At 56.1% G+C, this 19,085-nt stretch carries 17 protein-coding genes; 7 read left to right on the forward strand and 10 right to left on the reverse strand.

Translation table 11 applies throughout. From position 1 onward, the window contains the following. Window positions 1-16: 16 nt before the first annotated feature. Complete coding sequence (locus WA928_RS11795; RefSeq protein ID WP_424303756.1) at window positions 17-511, reverse strand: hypothetical protein; 495 nt, start codon at window positions 509-511, stop codon at window positions 17-19. A 297-nt stretch (window positions 512-808) separates the two neighbouring features. Between WA928_RS11795 and WA928_RS11800 the strand changes: the two genes are divergently transcribed. The 4 genes from WA928_RS11800 to WA928_RS11815 all read left to right on the forward strand — a co-directional run bounded on the left by WA928_RS11800 (window position 809) and on the right by WA928_RS11815 (window position 4,195). Next, window positions 809-1,030, forward strand: a complete 222-nt coding sequence (locus tag WA928_RS11800; protein WP_424303759.1) for a heavy-metal-associated domain-containing protein — start codon at window positions 809-811, stop codon at window positions 1,028-1,030. 70 nt (window positions 1,031-1,100) lie between these two features. Beyond that, a complete protein-coding gene (locus tag WA928_RS11805; protein WP_424303762.1) occupies window positions 1,101-3,008 on the forward strand; it encodes a heavy metal translocating P-type ATPase in 1,908 nt (635 codons plus the stop codon). After that, window positions 3,005-3,715, forward strand: coding sequence for a Crp/Fnr family transcriptional regulator (locus WA928_RS11810; RefSeq protein ID WP_424303765.1), 711 nt, complete (start codon window positions 3,005-3,007; stop codon window positions 3,713-3,715). The genes WA928_RS11805 and WA928_RS11810 overlap by 4 nt, the downstream gene beginning before the upstream one ends. Before the next feature lie 18 nt (window positions 3,716-3,733). Beyond that, complete coding sequence (locus WA928_RS11815; RefSeq protein WP_424303768.1) at window positions 3,734-4,195, forward strand: methyltransferase family protein; 462 nt, start codon at window positions 3,734-3,736, stop codon at window positions 4,193-4,195. Between the two features lie 280 nt (window positions 4,196-4,475). Here the strand turns inward: WA928_RS11815 and WA928_RS11820 are convergent, their stop codons facing one another. The 8 genes from WA928_RS11820 to WA928_RS11855 form a co-directional block, all read right to left on the reverse strand. Next, a complete protein-coding gene (locus WA928_RS11820; protein ID WP_424303771.1) occupies window positions 4,476-5,729 on the reverse strand; it encodes a hypothetical protein in 1,254 nt (417 codons plus the stop codon). Window positions 5,730-5,840: 111 nt separating this feature from the next. Next, on the reverse strand, window positions 5,841-7,316 hold the full coding sequence (locus tag WA928_RS11825; RefSeq protein WP_424303774.1) for a DUF6844 domain-containing protein: 1,476 nt from the start codon (window positions 7,314-7,316) through the stop codon (window positions 5,841-5,843). A 9-nt stretch (window positions 7,317-7,325) separates the two neighbouring features. Next, the gene (locus WA928_RS11830) at window positions 7,326-7,946 is read right to left on the reverse strand and encodes a penicillin-binding protein activator LpoB (protein WP_424303777.1); all 621 of its coding nucleotides are present in this window, start codon (window positions 7,944-7,946) and stop codon (window positions 7,326-7,328) included. 15 nt (window positions 7,947-7,961) lie between these two features. After that, entirely contained in the window at window positions 7,962-8,360 is a 399-nt protein-coding gene (locus WA928_RS11835; RefSeq protein WP_424303780.1) for a hypothetical protein, read from the reverse strand. Between the two features lie 34 nt (window positions 8,361-8,394). After that, complete coding sequence (locus tag WA928_RS11840; RefSeq protein WP_424303782.1) at window positions 8,395-9,894, reverse strand: hypothetical protein; 1,500 nt, start codon at window positions 9,892-9,894, stop codon at window positions 8,395-8,397. Between the two features lie 304 nt (window positions 9,895-10,198). After that, a complete protein-coding gene (locus WA928_RS11845) occupies window positions 10,199-10,759 on the reverse strand; it encodes a hypothetical protein (RefSeq protein ID WP_424304037.1) in 561 nt (186 codons plus the stop codon). Window positions 10,760-10,896: 137 nt separating this feature from the next. Further along, a complete protein-coding gene (locus WA928_RS11850; protein ID WP_424303785.1) occupies window positions 10,897-11,616 on the reverse strand; it encodes a uracil-DNA glycosylase family protein in 720 nt (239 codons plus the stop codon). Window positions 11,617-11,621: 5 nt separating this feature from the next. Further along, the gene (locus tag WA928_RS11855) at window positions 11,622-12,191 is read right to left on the reverse strand and encodes a TetR/AcrR family transcriptional regulator (RefSeq protein WP_424303788.1); all 570 of its coding nucleotides are present in this window, start codon (window positions 12,189-12,191) and stop codon (window positions 11,622-11,624) included. 147 nt (window positions 12,192-12,338) lie between these two features. Between WA928_RS11855 and WA928_RS11860 the strand changes: the two genes are divergently transcribed. Further along, window positions 12,339-13,526, forward strand: a complete 1,188-nt coding sequence (locus WA928_RS11860; RefSeq protein ID WP_424303791.1) for an MFS transporter — start codon at window positions 12,339-12,341, stop codon at window positions 13,524-13,526. On the opposite strand, the gene WA928_RS11865 is transcribed toward WA928_RS11860, so the two are convergent. Beyond that, window positions 13,523-14,545, reverse strand: a complete 1,023-nt coding sequence (locus WA928_RS11865) for a LysR family transcriptional regulator (RefSeq protein WP_424303794.1) — start codon at window positions 14,543-14,545, stop codon at window positions 13,523-13,525. The genes WA928_RS11860 and WA928_RS11865 overlap by 4 nt on opposite strands. A gap of 126 nt (window positions 14,546-14,671) precedes the next feature. Here WA928_RS11865 and WA928_RS11870 point away from each other — a divergent pair, with 126 nt between their 5' ends. Together WA928_RS11870 and WA928_RS11875 are read left to right on the forward strand one after the other, a co-directional pair. Beyond that, entirely contained in the window at window positions 14,672-15,883 is a 1,212-nt protein-coding gene (locus WA928_RS11870; RefSeq protein WP_424303797.1) for an efflux RND transporter periplasmic adaptor subunit, read from the forward strand. Window positions 15,884-15,901: 18 nt separating this feature from the next. Further along, entirely contained in the window at window positions 15,902-19,084 is a 3,183-nt protein-coding gene (locus tag WA928_RS11875) for an efflux RND transporter permease subunit (protein ID WP_424303800.1), read from the forward strand. The last annotated feature ends 1 nt before the right edge of the window (window position 19,085 follow it).

Here is a 19,085-nt window from a genome sequence, read left to right on the forward strand (position 1 = left end):
TTTCAAGTTAAAGGGATTAATGAGAAACATCAAAATTCTGCCAATTTGGGTGGTTAAAGTATTTTCCATATTCATTTAGCGATTGAGCCATTTTCACCAGACCTTGCTCGGGCTGAGATCCTGAAACCTTGCCCTCCATCACCTCGGCTCCCTGCATCATGCCAGCCAGTAAAACGTGCAGTTGCGCATCGGCCTGCGGCTCTAGTTTGCAGTTTTCGACAATATATGCAAATTGCTGGTTGATTTCACCAGACATATTCTTGTAGTCATCCGGTTGCAGCGTATTGGCGTGTGCGCCATCCAGGCCATTGGAGACAATTTTGTGCAGATTTCCCATGCCCTGGCGCAAGGGGGCATCGGTTTCCCATTGCTGGCCGTGGTTCATTTCGAGAGTACCGTGAACTTCAGGGCCGTGACTGTGCCCGGTGTCTGCGGCCAGTGCCGCGCCAGTGGTGAAGCCAAGTGGAAGTGCCAAAACGATGGCGGCGATAATGCGGATAGGTGGTTTCATGATGAGCTCCGAAAATTAAACATATTTTGCATTGCTGGTTTTCGAGACAATGTGTTGGGTCGACGGAGTTCATGTTAAATGCATGGGCCAATATAAAAAATGACGATCATCAACTTTAAAAAGGATTATTTATTTTTACATTTTTCAATCAATTGTTTTTGGTAGAACAGAAGTTTAAATGAGAATAAACCGCATTATTGTTGTTATTGGATGTTTTTAAAAATTGTCGGCCGTCAAGGTCTTAAATGCTTTTTTCTCCTACGATGAAATCATCCGTTAAACGTCAAGGAGAAATAGATGAGCAAAGTCATTTTTACGATGGAGCCCTTCACCTGCCCATCCTGTGTCAAGAAAATTGAAAGCGCAGTTGCCAGGATCAATGGCGTGCAGGACGTGCAAGTGATGTTTAATTCCGGGCGTGTCCGGGCCGAATTTGATCCTGGTAGCACCAACGCCCATGCGTTGCAGGAGACAATCGAGCGGCTAGGTTATCCGGTGCTGTCCAAAAAAGAGTCGTAGCTGGCCACAAAATGGCCGCCAAGGGTGGTCAGGATTTTGGCCACTCACTCTGACCGCATTGGAGCCCACCATGAAACAGTTCAAAAATTCTCATATCGCAGCATTCACCAGCCTGCTGTTACTGATTGCCTTTGGTTTTCATCTTGTCCAACTGACGCCCTGGAAAAACGGTGTTTTGGTGGCGTCGTCTATGTTTGCCGGCACCTTCATCGCCATCAAGGCATTCAAGGCCTTGCGCATGAAAGCGTTCAGCATCGAGCTGCTGGTGACGATTGCGGTGATTGGTGCTTTGATTATCGGTGAGTACGTCGAATCTGCCGTCGTGACGTTTCTCTTTATTTTTGGGGCTTATCTGGAGTCTCGTACGTTGGAGAAAACCCGGGCGTCATTACGCAGCCTGATTGATCAGACGCCCACCGAAGCCACCGTGGTCCGCCCCGAAGGCCACGTCAGGTTGCCTGTCGAGGAGGTCGTCAAGGGTGATCGGGTGCTGGTTCGCCCAGGCGAGAAGGTGGCTGTGGACGGCGCGATTGTGTCAGGCCAGGCACTTATTATCGAAGCCGCGATTACCGGAGAATCCGTGCCGGCCAGCAAGAAGGTGGGCGACCGCGTGTTCAGTGGCACCCTGATTGATAGCGGTTTTGTTGAGGTGACTGCCGACCGGGTGGGCGATGACACGACCTTTGCCAAGATTATCGAGCTGGTGGAGAACGCCCAGGAAACCAAAACCAAAACACAAAAATTTCTGGATCGCTTTGCGCAGATCTACACGCCCTCCATTGTGGTTCTATCGATTCTCGTGTATGCGGTATCGCGCAATATCGAGCTCGCCCTCACCTTTTTGGTGATTGCCTGTCCGGGGGCGCTGGTGATATCTGCACCGGTTTCCATGGTGGCGGGGATTGGCAACGGAGCGCGCAACGGCGTGCTGGTCAAGGGCGGCGAAATCATGGAGAAACTCTCCAGGATTGACCTGGTGATTTTCGACAAGACAGGCACCCTGACCAAAGGCAAGCCCGAGGTGACAGAGATCCGCAGCTGGGGGCTGACGGAAAACACCTTGCTGCAGCGCGTGGCCGAGGCCGAGCAACTGTCCGAGCATCACTTGGGGCAAACCATTGTTGCCGAAGCAAAAAAACGTCAACTCTCGGTGGGTGAAGCGCCGCAGGATGTCCGGATCATCAAGGGCGGTGGCCTGGTGGCCACCGTGGCTGGGCAGCGCCTGGCGATCGGCAACCGCAAATTGATGGCCGACTACGGGGTGTTCGTCGACGATGAGGCCGATACCTATGCCACCGCACGAGAGAAGGTCGGCAATACTGCCGTACTGGTTGCCATGGATCAAAAATTGGCGGGTGTGATCTCGATTGCCGACCAGATCAAGCCCGAAGCCAAGGGGGCCATTCAGCAGTTGCGCCGCGCTGGCGTAAAGCAAGCCATCATGCTCACGGGCGATAACCGTCACACGGCGCAGCAAGTGGGTGATACGCTGGGCCTGGATGCCGTGCATGCCGAGCTGCTGCCGCAGGACAAGCTGCGCTGGGTCAATCAGCTGAAGCAACAGGGGTATCGGGTGGCGATGGTGGGCGACGGCATCAATGATGCCCCGGCGCTGGCTGCTGCGGATGTGGGCTTGGCGATGGGTGTCGGGGGGACGGATATTTCCATGGAAACTGCCGATATCGTCCTGATGTCTGATCGATTGGATCAGTTTGCCCATGCCTATTCACTTGCCAAGGCTACAGTGCGCAATATGCAGCAAAATACGGTGTTGGCCGTCAGCACGGTGGTGCTGTTGCTGGCGGGGGTGTTGTCGGGCCAGATATTTTTGGCCTCGGGTATGCTGGTGCACGAGCTTAGCGTGTTGCTGGTCACATTCAATGCGGTCAGGTTGATTCGCTACCGGCCTGGTAAAAAGGTGGGCCCACATGCCGCTGGCGTGTCGCTGGCGCCTCAATTCACGGGAGATTCCGCATGAACCCCAAACCCCAGGCTCGGTCTGATGAGAATCAGGCCGGGCACATACCGGCGCTATGTGTTTCGCGAGTACCTATCTTTAATCATCTGCCAGCCGAAGCCCTGGCGATCATTGCCGATAAAGCCTCGATGAACACCTATGATCGCGGGCAGTTTGTGCATCGCGCAGGCGATTCGTCCGACAAGCTCTTTATCGTCCATCAGGGCAAGGTCAAGGTGTACCGGCTTTCTGATGGCGGCAAAGAGCAACTGGTGCGGATTCTCAATCCGGGTGATTTTGCCGGCGAACTGGCTCTTTTTTCAGCCACTTCGCATGACTCCTATGCCGAAACCATGCAGGCATCAAAAATCTGTACGATTTATCGCGCCGATGTGCGGGAGCTTTTGCTGAAATACCCTGATATCAGCTTGCATGTGCTGGCCGAGCTCTCGCGGCGCCTGGGTGCCAGCGAGAAGCAAACGGCATCCATCGCCACGGCATCCATCAATGCCCGTCTGGCACAGTATCTTGGTCATCTTTCCCAGCAAGAGGGCTCCTGTACGATCACACTGCCCATGAGCCGCCGGCACCTGGCATCGTTTCTGGGCACCACTCCCGAAACCGTCAGCCGCAGGCTTGGAGAGTTTGAAGAAACCGGATGGATTGCCCAGACCGGGCAGCGCAAGATCGAGATTCTTGACCCTGACGCACTTTCGCTAGTCGAATAACCCTGGCTGGAGCCCACCATGAAACGACTTGAACTCCTGATTCCACCGCCTTTGGTGATGCTGCTTGTCGGGCTGATCATGTGGTTGTTGGCGCAGATATTTCCTTCCCTGGCTGCCGCATGGTTGTCAGATACCCTGATGGCAATCGTGTTGGCCTTTTTAGGTCTGGTCATCGCGCTGGCAGGCGTTGCCACGTTCAAACGGGCCCGCACCACCATCGATCCAAAGCGGCCAACCGACGCCTCTGCGCTCGTGAGCTCGGGTATCTACCGCTTCAGCCGCAACCCCATGTACCTGGGGGTACTGCTTGTTTTGGCTGGGTGGGCGATGTATCTGGGTAACCTGCTGTCGGTGCTGGGCCTGTTGGTTTTTGTCGCCTACATCACACGATTTCAGATCGTCCCCGAAGAGCGCTTGCTGCATGAGAAATTTGGAGCAGCGTTTCTGGCGTACAAAGACAAGGTACGTCGGTGGATTTAGCGCTTTTCTGATTTTTCCGCCGGTGCCTGCCTGCCGATAGGGGTTATTCGAGTCACAGACCTGTCATCTGTTTTGGTGAGGATGTCGTTCGTTATGTGAACCCCAAGGTGGTGTAATGGATTTTTTGTCGACCTCATTACCACAAGAAGAAGTCGCGTGCGCATTACACTGAGCCGTTCGCTGGCGCAAGGCAACCGCTTGGTCAGGATTTTCTGATCACGCACCACGGGCGCTACTTGGGTACATCCTGTTTAGTGTGTTGGCCTGACACATATCCCAATCAATTACTTAAAAATACGTTTCCCCGATCCGGCTGCTTGGGCTGGTTGGCCGCGGCTTTTTTCCGGGTATTGGCTTTGCCTGTCGCCATGGGCGCTTTTTTATCCGTTTTGCGCACAATATATGTGGTGCCTTCGGATAACGTACCAGTGGCCATTTTTAGAAACGCAAATTTCGGCTTGACCTGGGTAATCTTGCCCAGGCCTACTTCGGTTTCCATCGAGCCCAGGGATTCACCACTCTGGGGGTCGATGAGTACTTCGCCCGCCTCGAAGACGGCATAGGTCTCGCCCGTGGCCACACCGCCCTCGCCCCTGTTAATGATGGCAGTTTGACTGTTCACCACTTTGACCACCTGGATGGGGTAAATAGCAGAGACCATGCGATCGATCAGCTTATCGGAAGCTCCGCTGATGAGTTTGGCCAGGGTAGAAGCACCCACGCTGGTGGCCCCTGCGTAAGTACCCCCAAATTTCTGCAAGCCGGACCATTTGATCTTGCGTGATGCGAATTCAATGACCTGTAACTGCAGAGTGCCGCTGGCCGCGCTTTTAACCAGCACTTCACCCGTCATGGCGATGGTTTCGCGCTGATTGTTACTCACGCTCAAGCTGGGCAGGCTGGTCACGATCAGGTAATCTGCTCCGCTAGCCTGTGACAGGCGGGCCATTTCGGCATCTGCTGTCGCGTCGCCGAGGATGAATTCCTTTTCTTCCTGGAATAACTGATCGTTTTCGCGATTAAGCACATCAAAGCGGCGCGACTCTACTAGCGATTCACCCACGGCTTGGATGATCGCCGAGCGATATTTTTTATTGTTGCTGACGACCACCACACTGCGGCGGCTGGTATCGGCTCCCAGGCGCTCGAATTTGGCATAGCGCAGGGTGATGGTGGCCTCCCAACTGCTACCCGACTGAAAGACATTGTTGACGTCGTAGCCCAGGATCGGAGAATTTTGTGGGGTATTTAACACTCGCTGGATATTTTTGTTCAGTGCGCTGACCAAGACGGAGTGATCCTCGGAATCTACCGAGGTGTCCACCGAAGTGTTTTGCACCACAGACTGGGCGGCCAAGCGTACGCCAAAAGCTTGACTGGCTGCATTGACCAGAGCGGATTGGATGGCTTCGTCCCGGCTGAGGCCTTGGCCATCAGCGGTCATGGTGGCTTCGGTTACCTGGGCGACGGCGGGTGCTCCCGCCATCAGGCTAACGGTAAACGCCAAAAACCAGGCGGAGATTAGTGCTTTCATCACGGTATCCAGTAAAGACTATACGACGGCCCATGGCCAGAGCGGAGGGCCTGTGCCCCGCTGGGACGACACCATCCCGCGCTGGCATGATATGTGTTGGCAAAAGCGTGGTTAGAAATCGTCTTTGCTGTTAACAGTTTTAGATTGACGGGCTTGGTCGGTGGCGCCCCCATTGGCGGCACCCGCCTGGGATCCATTGGCTTGCCCGCGATTTTGAGCATCGATGGCATTGGCGTTATTTAGCTGGCTATATGTCCAACCCACGACGGTGCCGACATGCACCACGCCGTTATCGTCCTTCTGCTCCCAACGCTTTAATACGCTGGTGCCACGCAAGTCTCCAGCAGCAGACGCTTTGCCGGATTTAAAGAAGGCTTGTGTGGTTTCGCTGATATTTTCTTTTAACTGTTGCACATCACCCGGCTTGCCATTGGTAATGTCGGTGATTTGCTTGGCCCACTCTTCGTTGATATCGCCGATCTCCACTGAAGTGGATACCTGAATATTTGTGTTCATGAACTCGACGATATTGGCTTCAGCCATGGCCTGGGCGATGCTCTGGGCATTTTGTTGGGCACGCATGGCACGCGATGCACTCCAGTTGGGATCCATGGGAACTGAAGTGCGGCCATAGGCTAGCAGCATGGGTTGGCCGGATTCGTCGTACACGTAGCGCAGGCCGATTTCGTTTAGATAGCCCGCTTGGCTTGCTGGCAAAACATCACTTAATAATTTGGGGCTGCCTTTGACCAGCGTGGGCCGTTTGCGAGCAATGTCTTTGGCAAACTGGCGGGTTTTTTCTGATTGCACTGCAATCACACCGACTTCCATGGTTTTTTTGCCATTGGCTTCGGCCGGAGCGATCCGGGTTTTAACGGGCACCAACCCTTGCATGTTTTGGTAGGCTGACTTGATGATTTTTTTATTGAAATTGTCTTTGTACAGATTCTTTTTCTGCTCGACTGACATCTTCTGGACATCATCGGCAGGGACACCTTCTTCTACCAAAGCGTTGTCCAGTTTTTTATCCGCCAGCATCAGGGCTTTGTCGAGCAAGGCTTCCAATTTACTGCCGCCGGCCTCCAGGGCCTGGTTCAGCTCAACTGGATCCATCGCGTCTTTGTCGCTGGATTGGTTGTCAAAGATTGTGCGTACCGCTGCAGACTTTAAACGGCCGTAGTTTTGCAGGATGTAATCCGCTTGCAAGTCGAACATTGCGCGTTCGTAGGCTAGCGCTAACTGGGTGCCATAGTGTGGGTCAGCGGCGCTATCGGCAGAAATGGTGGCTCTACCCGAATAAAACACCCGGCCATTCATGGCTCTGCCCGTGGATTGGCCAAACTCTTGTTCAAATTGGGCGACCCAATCGTTGTGGCTTTGTGTCGGTACGTTGGGCATGGCATCAGCTGGCGTGGCTTTTTCCAGCAACGCCTCAGGAGCCTGCGCGACTGGGGTAGAGACGTCGCCCGCTTGCGCCAGACTGGTGGCTGGAGGCTGTACCGCCGCCGGTTGTGCCGTATTTTGGGCAACACTGGTTTGGGCGGCCACTAAACAAAAGGCGGCCATGATCGGGCTTAACTTAAACATATGGCTCTCTTACCACGCAAAATTTTGGTTGGATCCCAGCTTTTCGATGGGGATAAACGACTGGAAAATTTCCAGGCCTGTATCGCGTTCCACTACACGGAAGTCGAATTCGTATTCCAGTTGTTGCTGCTTGCCGCTGCCATCCACCAGGGTTCGCTGGCGAATCGTACCCAGCATTTCCAGATCGGGCGCAATCACGGTGCCATTACGCGCGACAGTAGATTTTTTGAACATCTTGGATTTGCTGAGCTGGCGTGAATCTTGCACAAAGCGAGTGCGTTCGGTGCCTGTAGCCCCAGTAAAGATAAACTGCCGTGTTTTGGTCATGTTGCGCTTCATGCGAGATGTCATGCTGGCAGTGTCGATGCGGAATGTAGTGTCGTTGATGACTTCACCCATTTGCACCACCCAACGGCCGCCACCTGGCTTTTGGGCATAAGGAGACTCCAGGAATTCCTGTACGGCTTTTTTGGCTGCATATTCAAAATCCGTGCTTTGCAGCCCAAAAGACACCATGCCCGGCTTGCCTGTACGGCTGAATTCGGCATTCGGGTTACTGGATACAACCGGTATGGTTTGGCAACCGGCTAGGGCCAGGACCATTGCGGCAACAAGGGGGAGCTTTTTCATGATCTTTCCTGAAGCTTAGTTTTCTACTGTGATGCGCAACATGGCGTGGGTGGCGTAAAGATCCATAGCAACAGACTGGACAATTTCCTGGCGGTTGGCGTCCAGCATCAAGCCATCCGAGACCTGTGCGCCCGTGGTGATCAGACGGCCACAGTCGTCGGACCAGTGAATGGTGTAATGAACCTTGAGTATGGTGTTAAAGGGGTTAGGGGTACGGGTATTGCGTACGGAAAATTGCACGGCCTTCATCCCGCTGGCAAGAGTGACCAGCGTGACGTTCTGCACCACAGCCCCTTTACTGCTTGCTTCATCCTGCACTTGCAACATCGCTTCAGGAGCCACGGTGGTGTCGCAGACCACCACTCGTGGCGTAGTGGTCTGTGCACTGGTACCTGTTGTCAAACCCAGAGACAAGCAAATCCCTATCCAAAGATTGGTTTTTTTCATATCAGGCCTTTTGGAGGGTAGGGACAGGGGGGGCAACCTCAAGCGGGGGCACTACGTTCTGTGCCGGTAACTGTTGTACATATACGGCCGGCTTCCCTAAGGTGCCAGATGCCTTGATCAGCACTAAGGTATTGACGTCTTTTTCGATGGGAATATCGGTGATGAGCTGGTTTAGCGGGTCGCTTAATTGCAGCTTGCCCGAAGCGGGCCGGTCGACCACCACCATCTGGATTGTGTTGGGCAGGTTGGCCCAGGCCCGGGTGTCTGCCTTGGTCAGGGCATACTGAGCGGCTCCAGTCCCCAGCTTCAGTAGAGAGCCGATCAAAGGATCCATTTTTTGCTGGTCGATCTGGTGATTAACAACCGCTTGTGCAGCTGTTTTGATCGTGGTGGAAATGACGGCCTTGGCTACCACTCCCTTGTAGCCTGCATCGAATTCCAGAGCAGCCAATTCGTTGATGTCGGTTAAGGTGGCGGTTTCTTGCTGTGTTTTACCCGCTCCAACCTTCAACTTACCGAAGGCTGGGTGGCCTGGCACAAATTGTGGTAGGGCAATACCGGTGTAAGTCACCTTGTCGGTCACGATGAACAAGGGCAGATCCAGGCGAAACTCTTGTAAGCTGGGGCCGGTACCATCTTCGTAAACGAGGATGACTTTATTGGCTAATATTCCTTTATTGCGCTTGAGTTCGCGCCTCAGGTAGGCGATGACGGCGTTACCGCCTCTTGTCGCACTGGCTGCATTGGCACTTTTCAACATATCGCGTGAGAGGGTTTGACGCTTGTCGGACTGCGCCGAGGATGTGGCGCGGAATACCGCACTGATGACATCTCCGGCAGCGAGGCGGATTTTTGACTGGCCCAGGCCACTAGGCAAATCTTTGATGCCATCGGCAATTTTTGGGCCGATTTCGCCTAAGCTTTCGCGTGCCCCGGCACTTTTATCGTCAGTGAGACCATCCTTGACAGATTTGTTGACCGTTTTGATGTAAGCCCTTAGCTGGGTTCTGGCGTTCCCCTGGCGCACTTGCAAACGGTTGAGGTCTACCCGTGCATTGGCTTCATTGCCTAGCATCAGGTGATTGATGGCCTGATAGTAGTCAATCAGGATTCCTTGGTGGATCTTGCCCTGATACGCACCAAAAGCATCGCTGGTGAGCGTTGTGCCCAACAGATTGGCGACTTCGGCTGGCGTGTCGACGGTGTCTTCTTTCCAGTTGAGTTGGGTGGCGGCGGCATCAAAGGCATTGCGGCTGAGTGCCCACATGCCGGCATCATTGAAGGCCTTGCCAGCTTCCAGGGCGTCCAACAAGCTTTCTGGGTCGTAGCTAGGGTCTCCCGTAACCGGATTAAGGTATTGCTGCGCGTAAGCCCTGTAGTCGGACTGCGCCAGATAGTTGGCTGCGGCTTCTTGATTAACCGTGCGTGTGCCCGCACACCCGGTCAGCAGCAACACACTGAGACACAGCGTCCCTACGCGCGCCCAAAATTTGCCGTGCATGTGTTTCCCCAAGAAATATATTTACTTACGATTGATACAGTTTACACAATCAATTCTTATTTTGTTATATATGCCAGTAGGGTTATTTTTGGGGAAACATGCGGGCACGGGCTGTTCATGTCGCTACCTCACCGCATCAAACTGGCCTCTATCGTTATCGACTCGGTGATCTTGAAATCACGGCGCCTGGCCATACTCCGGGGCATAGCCTCTACCGCGTAGAGAGCGAAGGGCAATCGATGGATTTGCCGACTTGTGGGGATGATATCCAAGGCAAGCTTGAGCCTGCCCTGGATATTTGTGCTTACGAACCTGCGAGCTGGGGGAACTGCGGATTCGTGACAACTTGCTTGAGCAGTTCTTGCACTGCAGGCCCAAATGCGTCTGCCACGTTCTTGCAAGCGGAATACGCTGTCCAACTGGTTGCAAAGGGGTATTTGATGGATACCGCGTAGCCGGCGGAGTGGTTTGAACTCACCTGCATGGTGATGTTCCAGCTGGCCGGTGAGACAGAGCTGAAGCTTACGGCATCCAGGCGGCCATTGATTGTTGCTGGTGCGTTGGCCTCATAAACCTGGGCCAAGAACAGTTCTTCCTGGAATGCTTCTTTGATGTACTGGGAAAGTGATTTTCCAGGCGCAACTTTCACTGGGCCGTTCATGCGGCACATCAGGCTTTCGTCCACACCGGGAGCCAGGGCGATCGAGCCGACGTTTACCGTCTTTCCCGTGGATTTCAGGTTTTGCTGGATGGAGATGACGTTGGTGGTGGAGGCTTTGTACGGAATGGAGTTGGTTGTTTCGCAACCGGAAAGAAGCAGCAGGCAGCCCGTTGCCATCAGTACGGTTTTAGTCACGCTTTTCATAATGTCCAATTTGTAAGTTACAAAACGTTAGGATTCTAACAAAAAGGCAACTAGAAAACCGGACTGCTGACAACTGGCGAATCACGCTGTCGGAGCAGGTGCAATCGCTGCTGCTGCGTTGATAAATTACCGCGTTATTACAGCCAGGGCGCCAGGGTTTGGTCGGCGATGTCGGCCCAGCCCTGATTGGCTGCGGGGTTGGCCGGGCTGGGGTGCAGCAGGTACACGGTGGGTACGCTGTTACCTGTGATGATCTGCGCGCGGCCGTGGGCAAAGCGTCCGATGCCCACCACCGCACGTGGCCTGATTGCGTGAATCACGGCATTCAGGGCTGCATCGCAGATGCCAAATAGGGGCTCGCGCTCGGCCTTGTGTAATTGTTCCGGCACCAGGTTGCGGTTATTACGCAAAAACAGCAAGGGGCAGTAGTTCCAGATGAAAATCTCCTGGAAGCATCTGTCGGCACTGCCAAAGCGTCGTTGTGCCCATCCCCAGAAGCGATCCCCGCTGCCTTCGCTTCGGTGGCACGCAAAGCCGGTGATCGGATACTTGTCGTGTTGGTTGGGCAGCGGGCCGCCCAAGGGGGTTTCGATCTTTAGCCAGTCGCGGGCCATGGCAACCTCGCCAAAGGGGACACCGGTTTGAGCCATGCCCCAAGGGCCGGGATTCATGCCGACCAGCAAGATCCGGCCTTCGCGGCTGCCGTATCGCTGCAAGTACTTGCGGTGTGCTGACCACATGTAGATCAGTGGGTTATAGACGTGGCTGGCGCTGGGAAACGCCAGCACCTGCAGGCTGCCAGCCAGCACACGCGCAATCGCTGTACTGGCGTTATCGGGGTTGGTGTTGGGGGTCATTGTTGTTATGTAGCCTTACGCTCCACTAGGCACGAGTCAATCAGTGTGCGTGCGCCTTCCAGGGTCAGGGGCTTGCTTTGGAACAGGATGCGGTACATGACGGGTGCCACAAAGCGATCCATGATGAGTTCCAGATCGGGTGCGCGCTCACCACGTTGGGTGGCACGATCCAAGATGATTTGTATCTGGGTTTGGGTATAGCTGGAGCACTGGCTCTGCCAGCCGCCTTGAGCCGCACAGGCCATTACATCGCGCACCATGGCCTGGCCAGGAGCGGATGTCATTTCTTCGAAGAATTGCTCGGCCCATGCACGGAGGTCGGTTTCTACATGACCTGTGTCCAGGGGCTCGCCGTCTGGCCGCAGACGCTCGACCGCAACGTCTGCAAGCAGTTGGGACAAGTCTCCCCATCGGCGGTAGATCGTTGATGCGGTGACACCGGCCCTGGCGGCAATCATCGGAACAGTAAAGTTGGGGCTGCTATGTTCTGCAAGCAGATCACGGACAGCCTGATGAACCGATTCCTGGACGCGTGCGCTGCGACCACCGGGGCGGGAGCCTTCTCGTATAGCCATGGCTTCACGTTAACACAAATTATTTGCTTTAAGGACAATGCAAGTGCACAATCTGTTAACGCAAATATTTTGCATTAACTGGAAAGTATGATGGAAACACGCTGCTCCACCTTTACCAGGTCAGGCATCCAGACCCGTTTACAAGCAATGAACAAAGTGTGGGCCTTGTGGCTGCAGGGGCTGATCCTGCTCACGCTCATGGCAGCCTCCAGTGCGCCCACACCGCTGTATGGTATCTACCGTGAACACTGGGGCTTCTCAGCCATCACTTTGACGGTCGTGTTTGGCGTCTATGCCGCATCCGTACTGTTGGCCTTGTTGGTGCTCGGCTCTGTATCGGATCACATTGGCCGTCGACCGGTCATCATTGGGGCATTGCTGCTGGATGCGGTATCCATGTGGATATTTTTGACTGCGGCAGATGTTCCGGCCCTGATCGCGGCTCGGCTGCTGCAGGGTCTGGCCACAGGGGCAGCTACCAGTGCGCTGGCGGCCGGGCTGGTCGATCTCGACCGGCAACGCAGCCCGTTGGTCAATAGCGTTGCCCCCATGGTTGGACTCGCATTCGGAGCCTTGGGGGCCAGCGTACTTGTCCAGTATGCCCCAGCGCCGCTGCAGCTGACTTTCATCGTGCTGGCTGCCATCTTGATCGTCCTGGCCCTGATAGCCTGTTTTCTGCCAGAGACCGCCGGCAGGCGCCCCGGATTATTGGCCGCGATGCGTCCCACCATCACAGTTCCGACACATGCCTGGCGCGTGCTGTGGCTGGTCGCTCCCATCGATATTGCCGCTTGGGCGCTAGGTGGTTTCTATTTATCGCTGGGGCCGACGCTAACCCGGCAAATCTCGGGCATGGATGCTCCAGTCGTGGGGGGCGTGATGGTGTTCGCCTTGACTGCGAGTGCCGCAATCACCACGCTGGTGCTGCGCGCTTGGCAGCCGCAGCGCATGGTTCGGTTTAGCGCAGTCATGTTGCTGTTGGGCATCGGGATCACGCTGAGCAGCATCCATGCGGGTTCCGCAGGGTTGCTGCTTATAGGCACCGTATTGGCAGGCACCGGTTTCGGGATGGGGTTTCTGGGTGCCCTACGAACCTTGCTGCCTGTGGCACAGCCGCACGAGCGGGCCGGCCTGATGGCGGCGTTCTATATCCTGAGCTATCTGTCGTTCAGTCTGCCGGTCATCATTGCGGGTATTTTGGTCAATACCTTGGGGTTGACTGCTGCAAGCTATTGGTACGGAGGAGGGCTAATGTGTCTGGCGGCGGCCGCTCTGGTTGGTGCGCGCTTGTACCGCACGGGTGATGTGGCGGCGCGCCCCTCCGGTGCACGCTAGAAAGTCGTTTCCTCGACGTTGCCGTGTACCAGAAAATCCCGGATGCTGGCACTACCCTTTGTGTGTGAAGCAAAGGTGCATTCGGGGCTGAAACCTTTGCCGCCGGTGCAGTCTCTCATTCTTGGGCAGTGCTGAAATAGCTCGGTGACCCAGTCGACAAAGACGCGCACTTTGGGTGACAGGTGCCGGTTGTACAGGTACGCCACGGAGATTGGCATGGGTGCAGGCGCCCATGGCGCCAGTATCTCGCGCAACGCACCGGTCTGCAGATGGGGGGTGACCATGTAGCGCGGCAACTGGATCATGCCGATGCCCTGCAGCCCGCACGCCAGGTAGGCATCCGAGTCGTTGACCGAGATGATGCTGCTGATGCTCACGTCAACGGCTTTCTCTTCAACCAAAAAGTTCCACTCCTCGATCGTCTTGCCTGTTGCGCTGGAGAAATAATGGACGGCCTGGTGCTGATCCAGATCCTCGAGCGTCTTTGGTTCACCGCGCCGCTCGATATACGAGGGTGCTGCGCAGGTAACGACCTCCAGGGTGCCGATGCGCTTGCCGACCAGAGTGGAGCCCTTCAGCTCTCCCACGCGAACCACACAGTCCACGGCTTCTTGCACCATGTCGACAGGGCGGTCGCTCATGCCGATGGCCAGTTCGATGTCGGGGTAGCGCGTGTGGAAGTCGCATAGTGCAGGGATCAGGATCTGCCGACCAATCGAGGGAAGCGTATCGATGCGCAAGCGGCCGTGTGGGCCTCGTGTGGTGTCGTGCAGTGAGGCCTCGGCATCCTCTACGTCGGCGAGGATATGCACGCAGCGTTCGTAATAGGCTGCACCGTCGGGTGTCAGGCTCAGGCGCCGGGTTGTGCGGTTCAGCAGCTTGGATCGCAGCTGGCGCTCAAGTGCTTGAATTGTGGTTGTAATGGTTGAGCGCGGGAGCCCGAGCGTATCGGCAGCCAGCGTAAAGCTGTTGGCTTCGACGACGCGGGTGAAGACTTGCATGGCTTGAAAGCGATCCATTATTTACATATTCCGAATAGAGTTGTCGGAAAACAGATATTTATCTGTTTATCAAAACAATCAATAATACGCCAACTTTTCTCTCATGCATATGGTGTGTTTTCTACGCGCCACCCGAGGATCATCATGTTTTCAAAATCCAATCGATACGCTGCGGCGGTCGTCGCTGTGGTGCTTGCCTCTATCGGCATTGCGGCATTTTATCTACGCGCCGGAACAGCCCGGGCCGCGATCCCCCCAACAGTCATGGCCGCGGCGGTTGATGTCGCCACGGTTCGCAGCCAGATGATGACGGATTGGCACGATTATTCGGGCCGGCTCGAGGCCGTTGAGCACGTGGATATTCGCCCCCTGGTGTCCGGCACCCTGACTGCCGTGCACTTTACCGGCGGCAGCTTTGTGCAAAAGGGCAGTCCGCTGTTCACGATTGACCCGCGCCCCTACCAGGCCGCGGTGGACCGCGCTAAAGCCGACCTGGCTGCCGCGCGTGCGCGGGCTGCCTACACGGCGTCCGACTTGGCGCGGGGTAAGCGCCTGCTGGCAAACAATGCCATCGCCAAGCGGGACTATGAGGAAAAACGCAATGCATCGAGGGGCGCGGCTGCCAATTTGTTGGCGGCCCAGGCAATGTTGGAATCAGCTGAACTGGATCTGGAGCATACCCGGATCGTGGCGCCCATCTCGGGCCGCGTATCGCGTGCGGCACTGACCGTCGGCAATGTGGTGACAGCGGGGGCCGGAGCGGCACCACTCACCTCACTGGTGTCGATGTCTCATATGTATGCCTCTTTTGATGTGGATGAGCAAAGCTTCCTGAAGGTTGTGAATCCGGCCCGCAAGACAGGGGTGCAGTCGATACCGATCCGGATGGGCCTGACTGGCGAGGATGGGTATCCGCGCACCGGCCGCCTGGTGTCCATTGATAACCATCTTGATATCTCATCGGGCACGATCCGCGTGCGGGCGGTGTTTGATAACGCAGACGGCGCGTTGGTGCCGGGCCTGTACGCACGTATTCAGCTGGGCGGCGGTGCGCCCCGTCCAACGATATTGATTGATGAGCGGGCGGTTGGCACAGACCAGGACAAGCGATTCGTGCTGGTGGTCGACAAGCACAACAAGACGGCTTATCGCGAGGTGCGCCTGGGCGCGGGTGAGGGTGGACAAAGGGTTGTCGAATCGGGGTTGAAAATGGGTGAGCGCATCGTTGTCAACGGCCTGCAGCGTGTCCGGCCGGGCGACTCCGTGACGCCGCATCCCGTACTGGCATCCGGCCAACCGGAGCTTGCTTCGTCGGCACCTGAGGTGCCTGTGACGGCAACTGAAGCCCACTCCTGATCACCTGGCTGACGACTGATGAATATTTCAAAGTTCTTTATTGATCGACCGATATTTGCCGGGGTGCTGTCGGTTCTGATCCTGCTGGCCGGTGGCCTGGCAATGTTTCAATTGCCGGTCTCCGAGTATCCAGAGGTAGTACCCCCCTCGGTGGTGGTGCATGCACAGTATCCCGGTGCCAACCCCAAGGTCATTGCGGAGACGGTTGCTGCGCCTCTCGAAGAATCCATTAATGGCGTAGAGCATATGCTCTATATGCAGTCGCAGGCCAATAGCGATGGCAACCTGACACTTACGGTGAATTTCCAGCTGGGGACCGACCCGGACAAGGCCCAGCAACTGGTGCAGAACCGGGTCTCCCAGGCACTGCCGCGATTGCCTGAGGAAGTGCAGCGGCTGGGGGTGACAACCGTCAAGAGCTCGCCCACACTGACCATGGTGGTGCATCTGCTCTCGCCCGACAATCGCTACGACATCACCTATTTGCGCAATTACGCGGTACTCAATATCAAGGATAGGCTCTCACGCATTCCAGGCGTGGGTGAAGTTCAGATATGGGGGTCGGGCGACTACGCGATGCGTGTCTGGTTGAACCCGCGGGAAGTCGCACAGCGTGGCCTGACTGCAAGCGACGTGGTTGCGGCCATCCGTGAGCAGAATGTGCAGGTGGCGGCGGGTACCATTGGTGCATCACCCAGCCTGGCCGATGTGCCCATGCAGCTGTCGGTCAATGCACACGGCCGCTTGCAGACTGCCGATGAATTTTCCAACATTATCCTCAAGACCTCGGCGGATGGCGGGGTCACACGCCTGGGCGACGTGGCACGTGTAGAGCTTGATGCGGCCCAATACAGTTTGCGTTCTCTGCTGGACAATAAGCCTGCAGTGGGGATGGCCATCATGCAGTCGCCGGGTGCCAATGCGCTGGCCGTGTCGGATCAGGTGCGCGTCGCCATGAAGGAGCTGTCGGCTGATTTTCCTTCATCGATCAAAAGCAACATCGTTTACGACCCCACGCAGTTTGTGCGCTCGAGTATCAAGGCAGTCATCCATACCCTGCTAGAGGCAATCGCCCTAGTGGTATTGGTGGTGATCATTTTTCTGCAAACCTGGCGCGCATCGATTATTCCGCTCCTGGCAGTGCCGGTTTCCATCGTGGGTACTTTCTCGCTGATGCTGGCGTTTGGCTACACCATCAATGCCTTGTCGCTCTTCGGTCTGGTGCTTGCCATTGGCATTGTGGTTGACGACGCGATCGTGGTGGTCGAGAACGTCGAGCGCAATATCGCCGAGGGCCTGTCTGCACGTGACGCCACTTATCGCGCCATGCGCGAGGTCAGTGGCCCCATCATCGCAATCGCCTTGACGCTGGTGGCCGTCTTCGTGCCCCTGGCTTTCATGACGGGCTTAAGCGGCCAGTTCTTCAAGCAGTTTGCCATGACCATCGCCATCTCGACGGTGATTTCGGCGTTCAATTCGCTCACGCTTTCGCCTGCGCTGGCCGCCTTGCTTCTCAAGGGACACGGCGAGGCACCCGATTGGCTGACGCGCACCATGAACCGGTTTCTGGGCGGCTTTTTCAGGCGGTTTAATCGTTTCTTTGGCCGTGCCTCCGATCGCTATGCCGGCGGAGTATCGGGTGTGGTTTCCCGCAAGGCATCTTTCATGGGGGTCTATGCCGTCTTGCTGGCGCTGACAATCGGAATTTCGTATCTCGTGCCTGGGGGATTTGTGCCGGCCCAGGACAAGCAGTACCTCATTGGCTTTGCTCAGCTGCCCAACGGTGCGTCCCTGGATCGCACCGAAAAGGTGATTCGTGACATGGGCGACATTGCCCTGAAGCAACCCGGTGTGGAAAATGCCATTGCATTCCCGGGCCTGTCCATCAACGGCTTTACCAATAGTTCAAGCGCAGGGATTGTCTTCGTGACCCTTGCGCCATTTGCGGATCGTCGCGATGCCGCGCTGTCGGCCAATGCCATCGCGGCCAGCCTGAACCAGCAATTCTCGGGAATCAAGGACGCATTCATTGCCGTCTTTCCACCGCCGCCGGTCATGGGCCTGGGCACGGTCGGTGGCTTCAAGCTGCAGATCGAGGATCGTGCCGGGGTAGGCTACGCACAGCTGGATAAGGCTGCGCAGGCGTTTCTCGCCAAGGCCCGCCAGACGCCTGAGCTGGGACCATCCTTTTCCAGCTATCAGATCAATGTGCCGCAGCTGGATGTGGATCTGGATCGTACCAAGGCCAAACAGCTGGGTGTGCCGATTACGGATGTGTTCGACACCATGCAGATTTATCTGGGGTCGTTGTATGTCAATGACTTCAACCGGTTTGGGCGTGTGTATCAGGTTAGGGCGCAGGCGGATGCGCAGTACCGGTCTCGTCCCGAAGATATCCTGCATCTCAAGACGCGCAGCCGTTCGGGCGAGATGGTGCCGCTGTCGTCGCTGGTCGAGGTGACACCCAGCTTTGGGCCCGAGATGGTGGTGCGCTACAACGGGTATACCGCCGCCGACATCAACAGCGGGCCGGCGCCGGGGTATTCGTCGGATCAGGCGCAGGCTGCCGCCGAACGTATTGCGGCAACCACCTTGCCCGCCGGCGTGAAGTTCGAGTGGACCGATCTGACTTATCAGCAAATTATTGCGGGCAATTCGGGCCTCTGGGTGTTTCCCATCAGTGTGCTGCTGGTGTTTCTGGTGCTGGCGGCCTTGTATGAGAGCCTGACGCTTCCCTTGGCGGTTATCCTGATCGTGCCTATGGGCATTCTTGCGGCCCTGACCGGCGTGTGGCTGACCGGGGGCGACAACAATATCTTTACGCAGATCGGCCTGATGGTGTTGGTTGGCCTTGCCTGCAAGAACGCCATCCTGATTGTGGAATTTGCACGTGAACTGGAATTGCAGGGCGTGCCAACCATCAAGGCAGCCATTGAAGCAAGCCGCCTGCGTTTGCGCCCCATTCTGATGACATCCATTGCATTCATCATGGGTGTTGTGCCCCTGGTGACGTCGGTGGGCGCCGGCGCCGAGATGCGCCATGCGATGGGGATTGCCGTGTTCTTCGGCATGCTGGGTGTCACTTTGTTCGGCTTGTTCCTGACACCGGTGTTTTATGTCTTGCTGCGCTCGCTGGGGCGTCGCAGCCTGCATTCGGCCTCGGCGCATGAGGCGCCCACGCTGGCTATCCATGCAGAGTAAT

It is taken from the genome of Castellaniella sp. (genome assembly GCF_049651205.1).
In the GTDB taxonomy this organism is placed as follows: Bacteria; Pseudomonadota; Gammaproteobacteria; order Burkholderiales; family Burkholderiaceae_B; genus Castellaniella.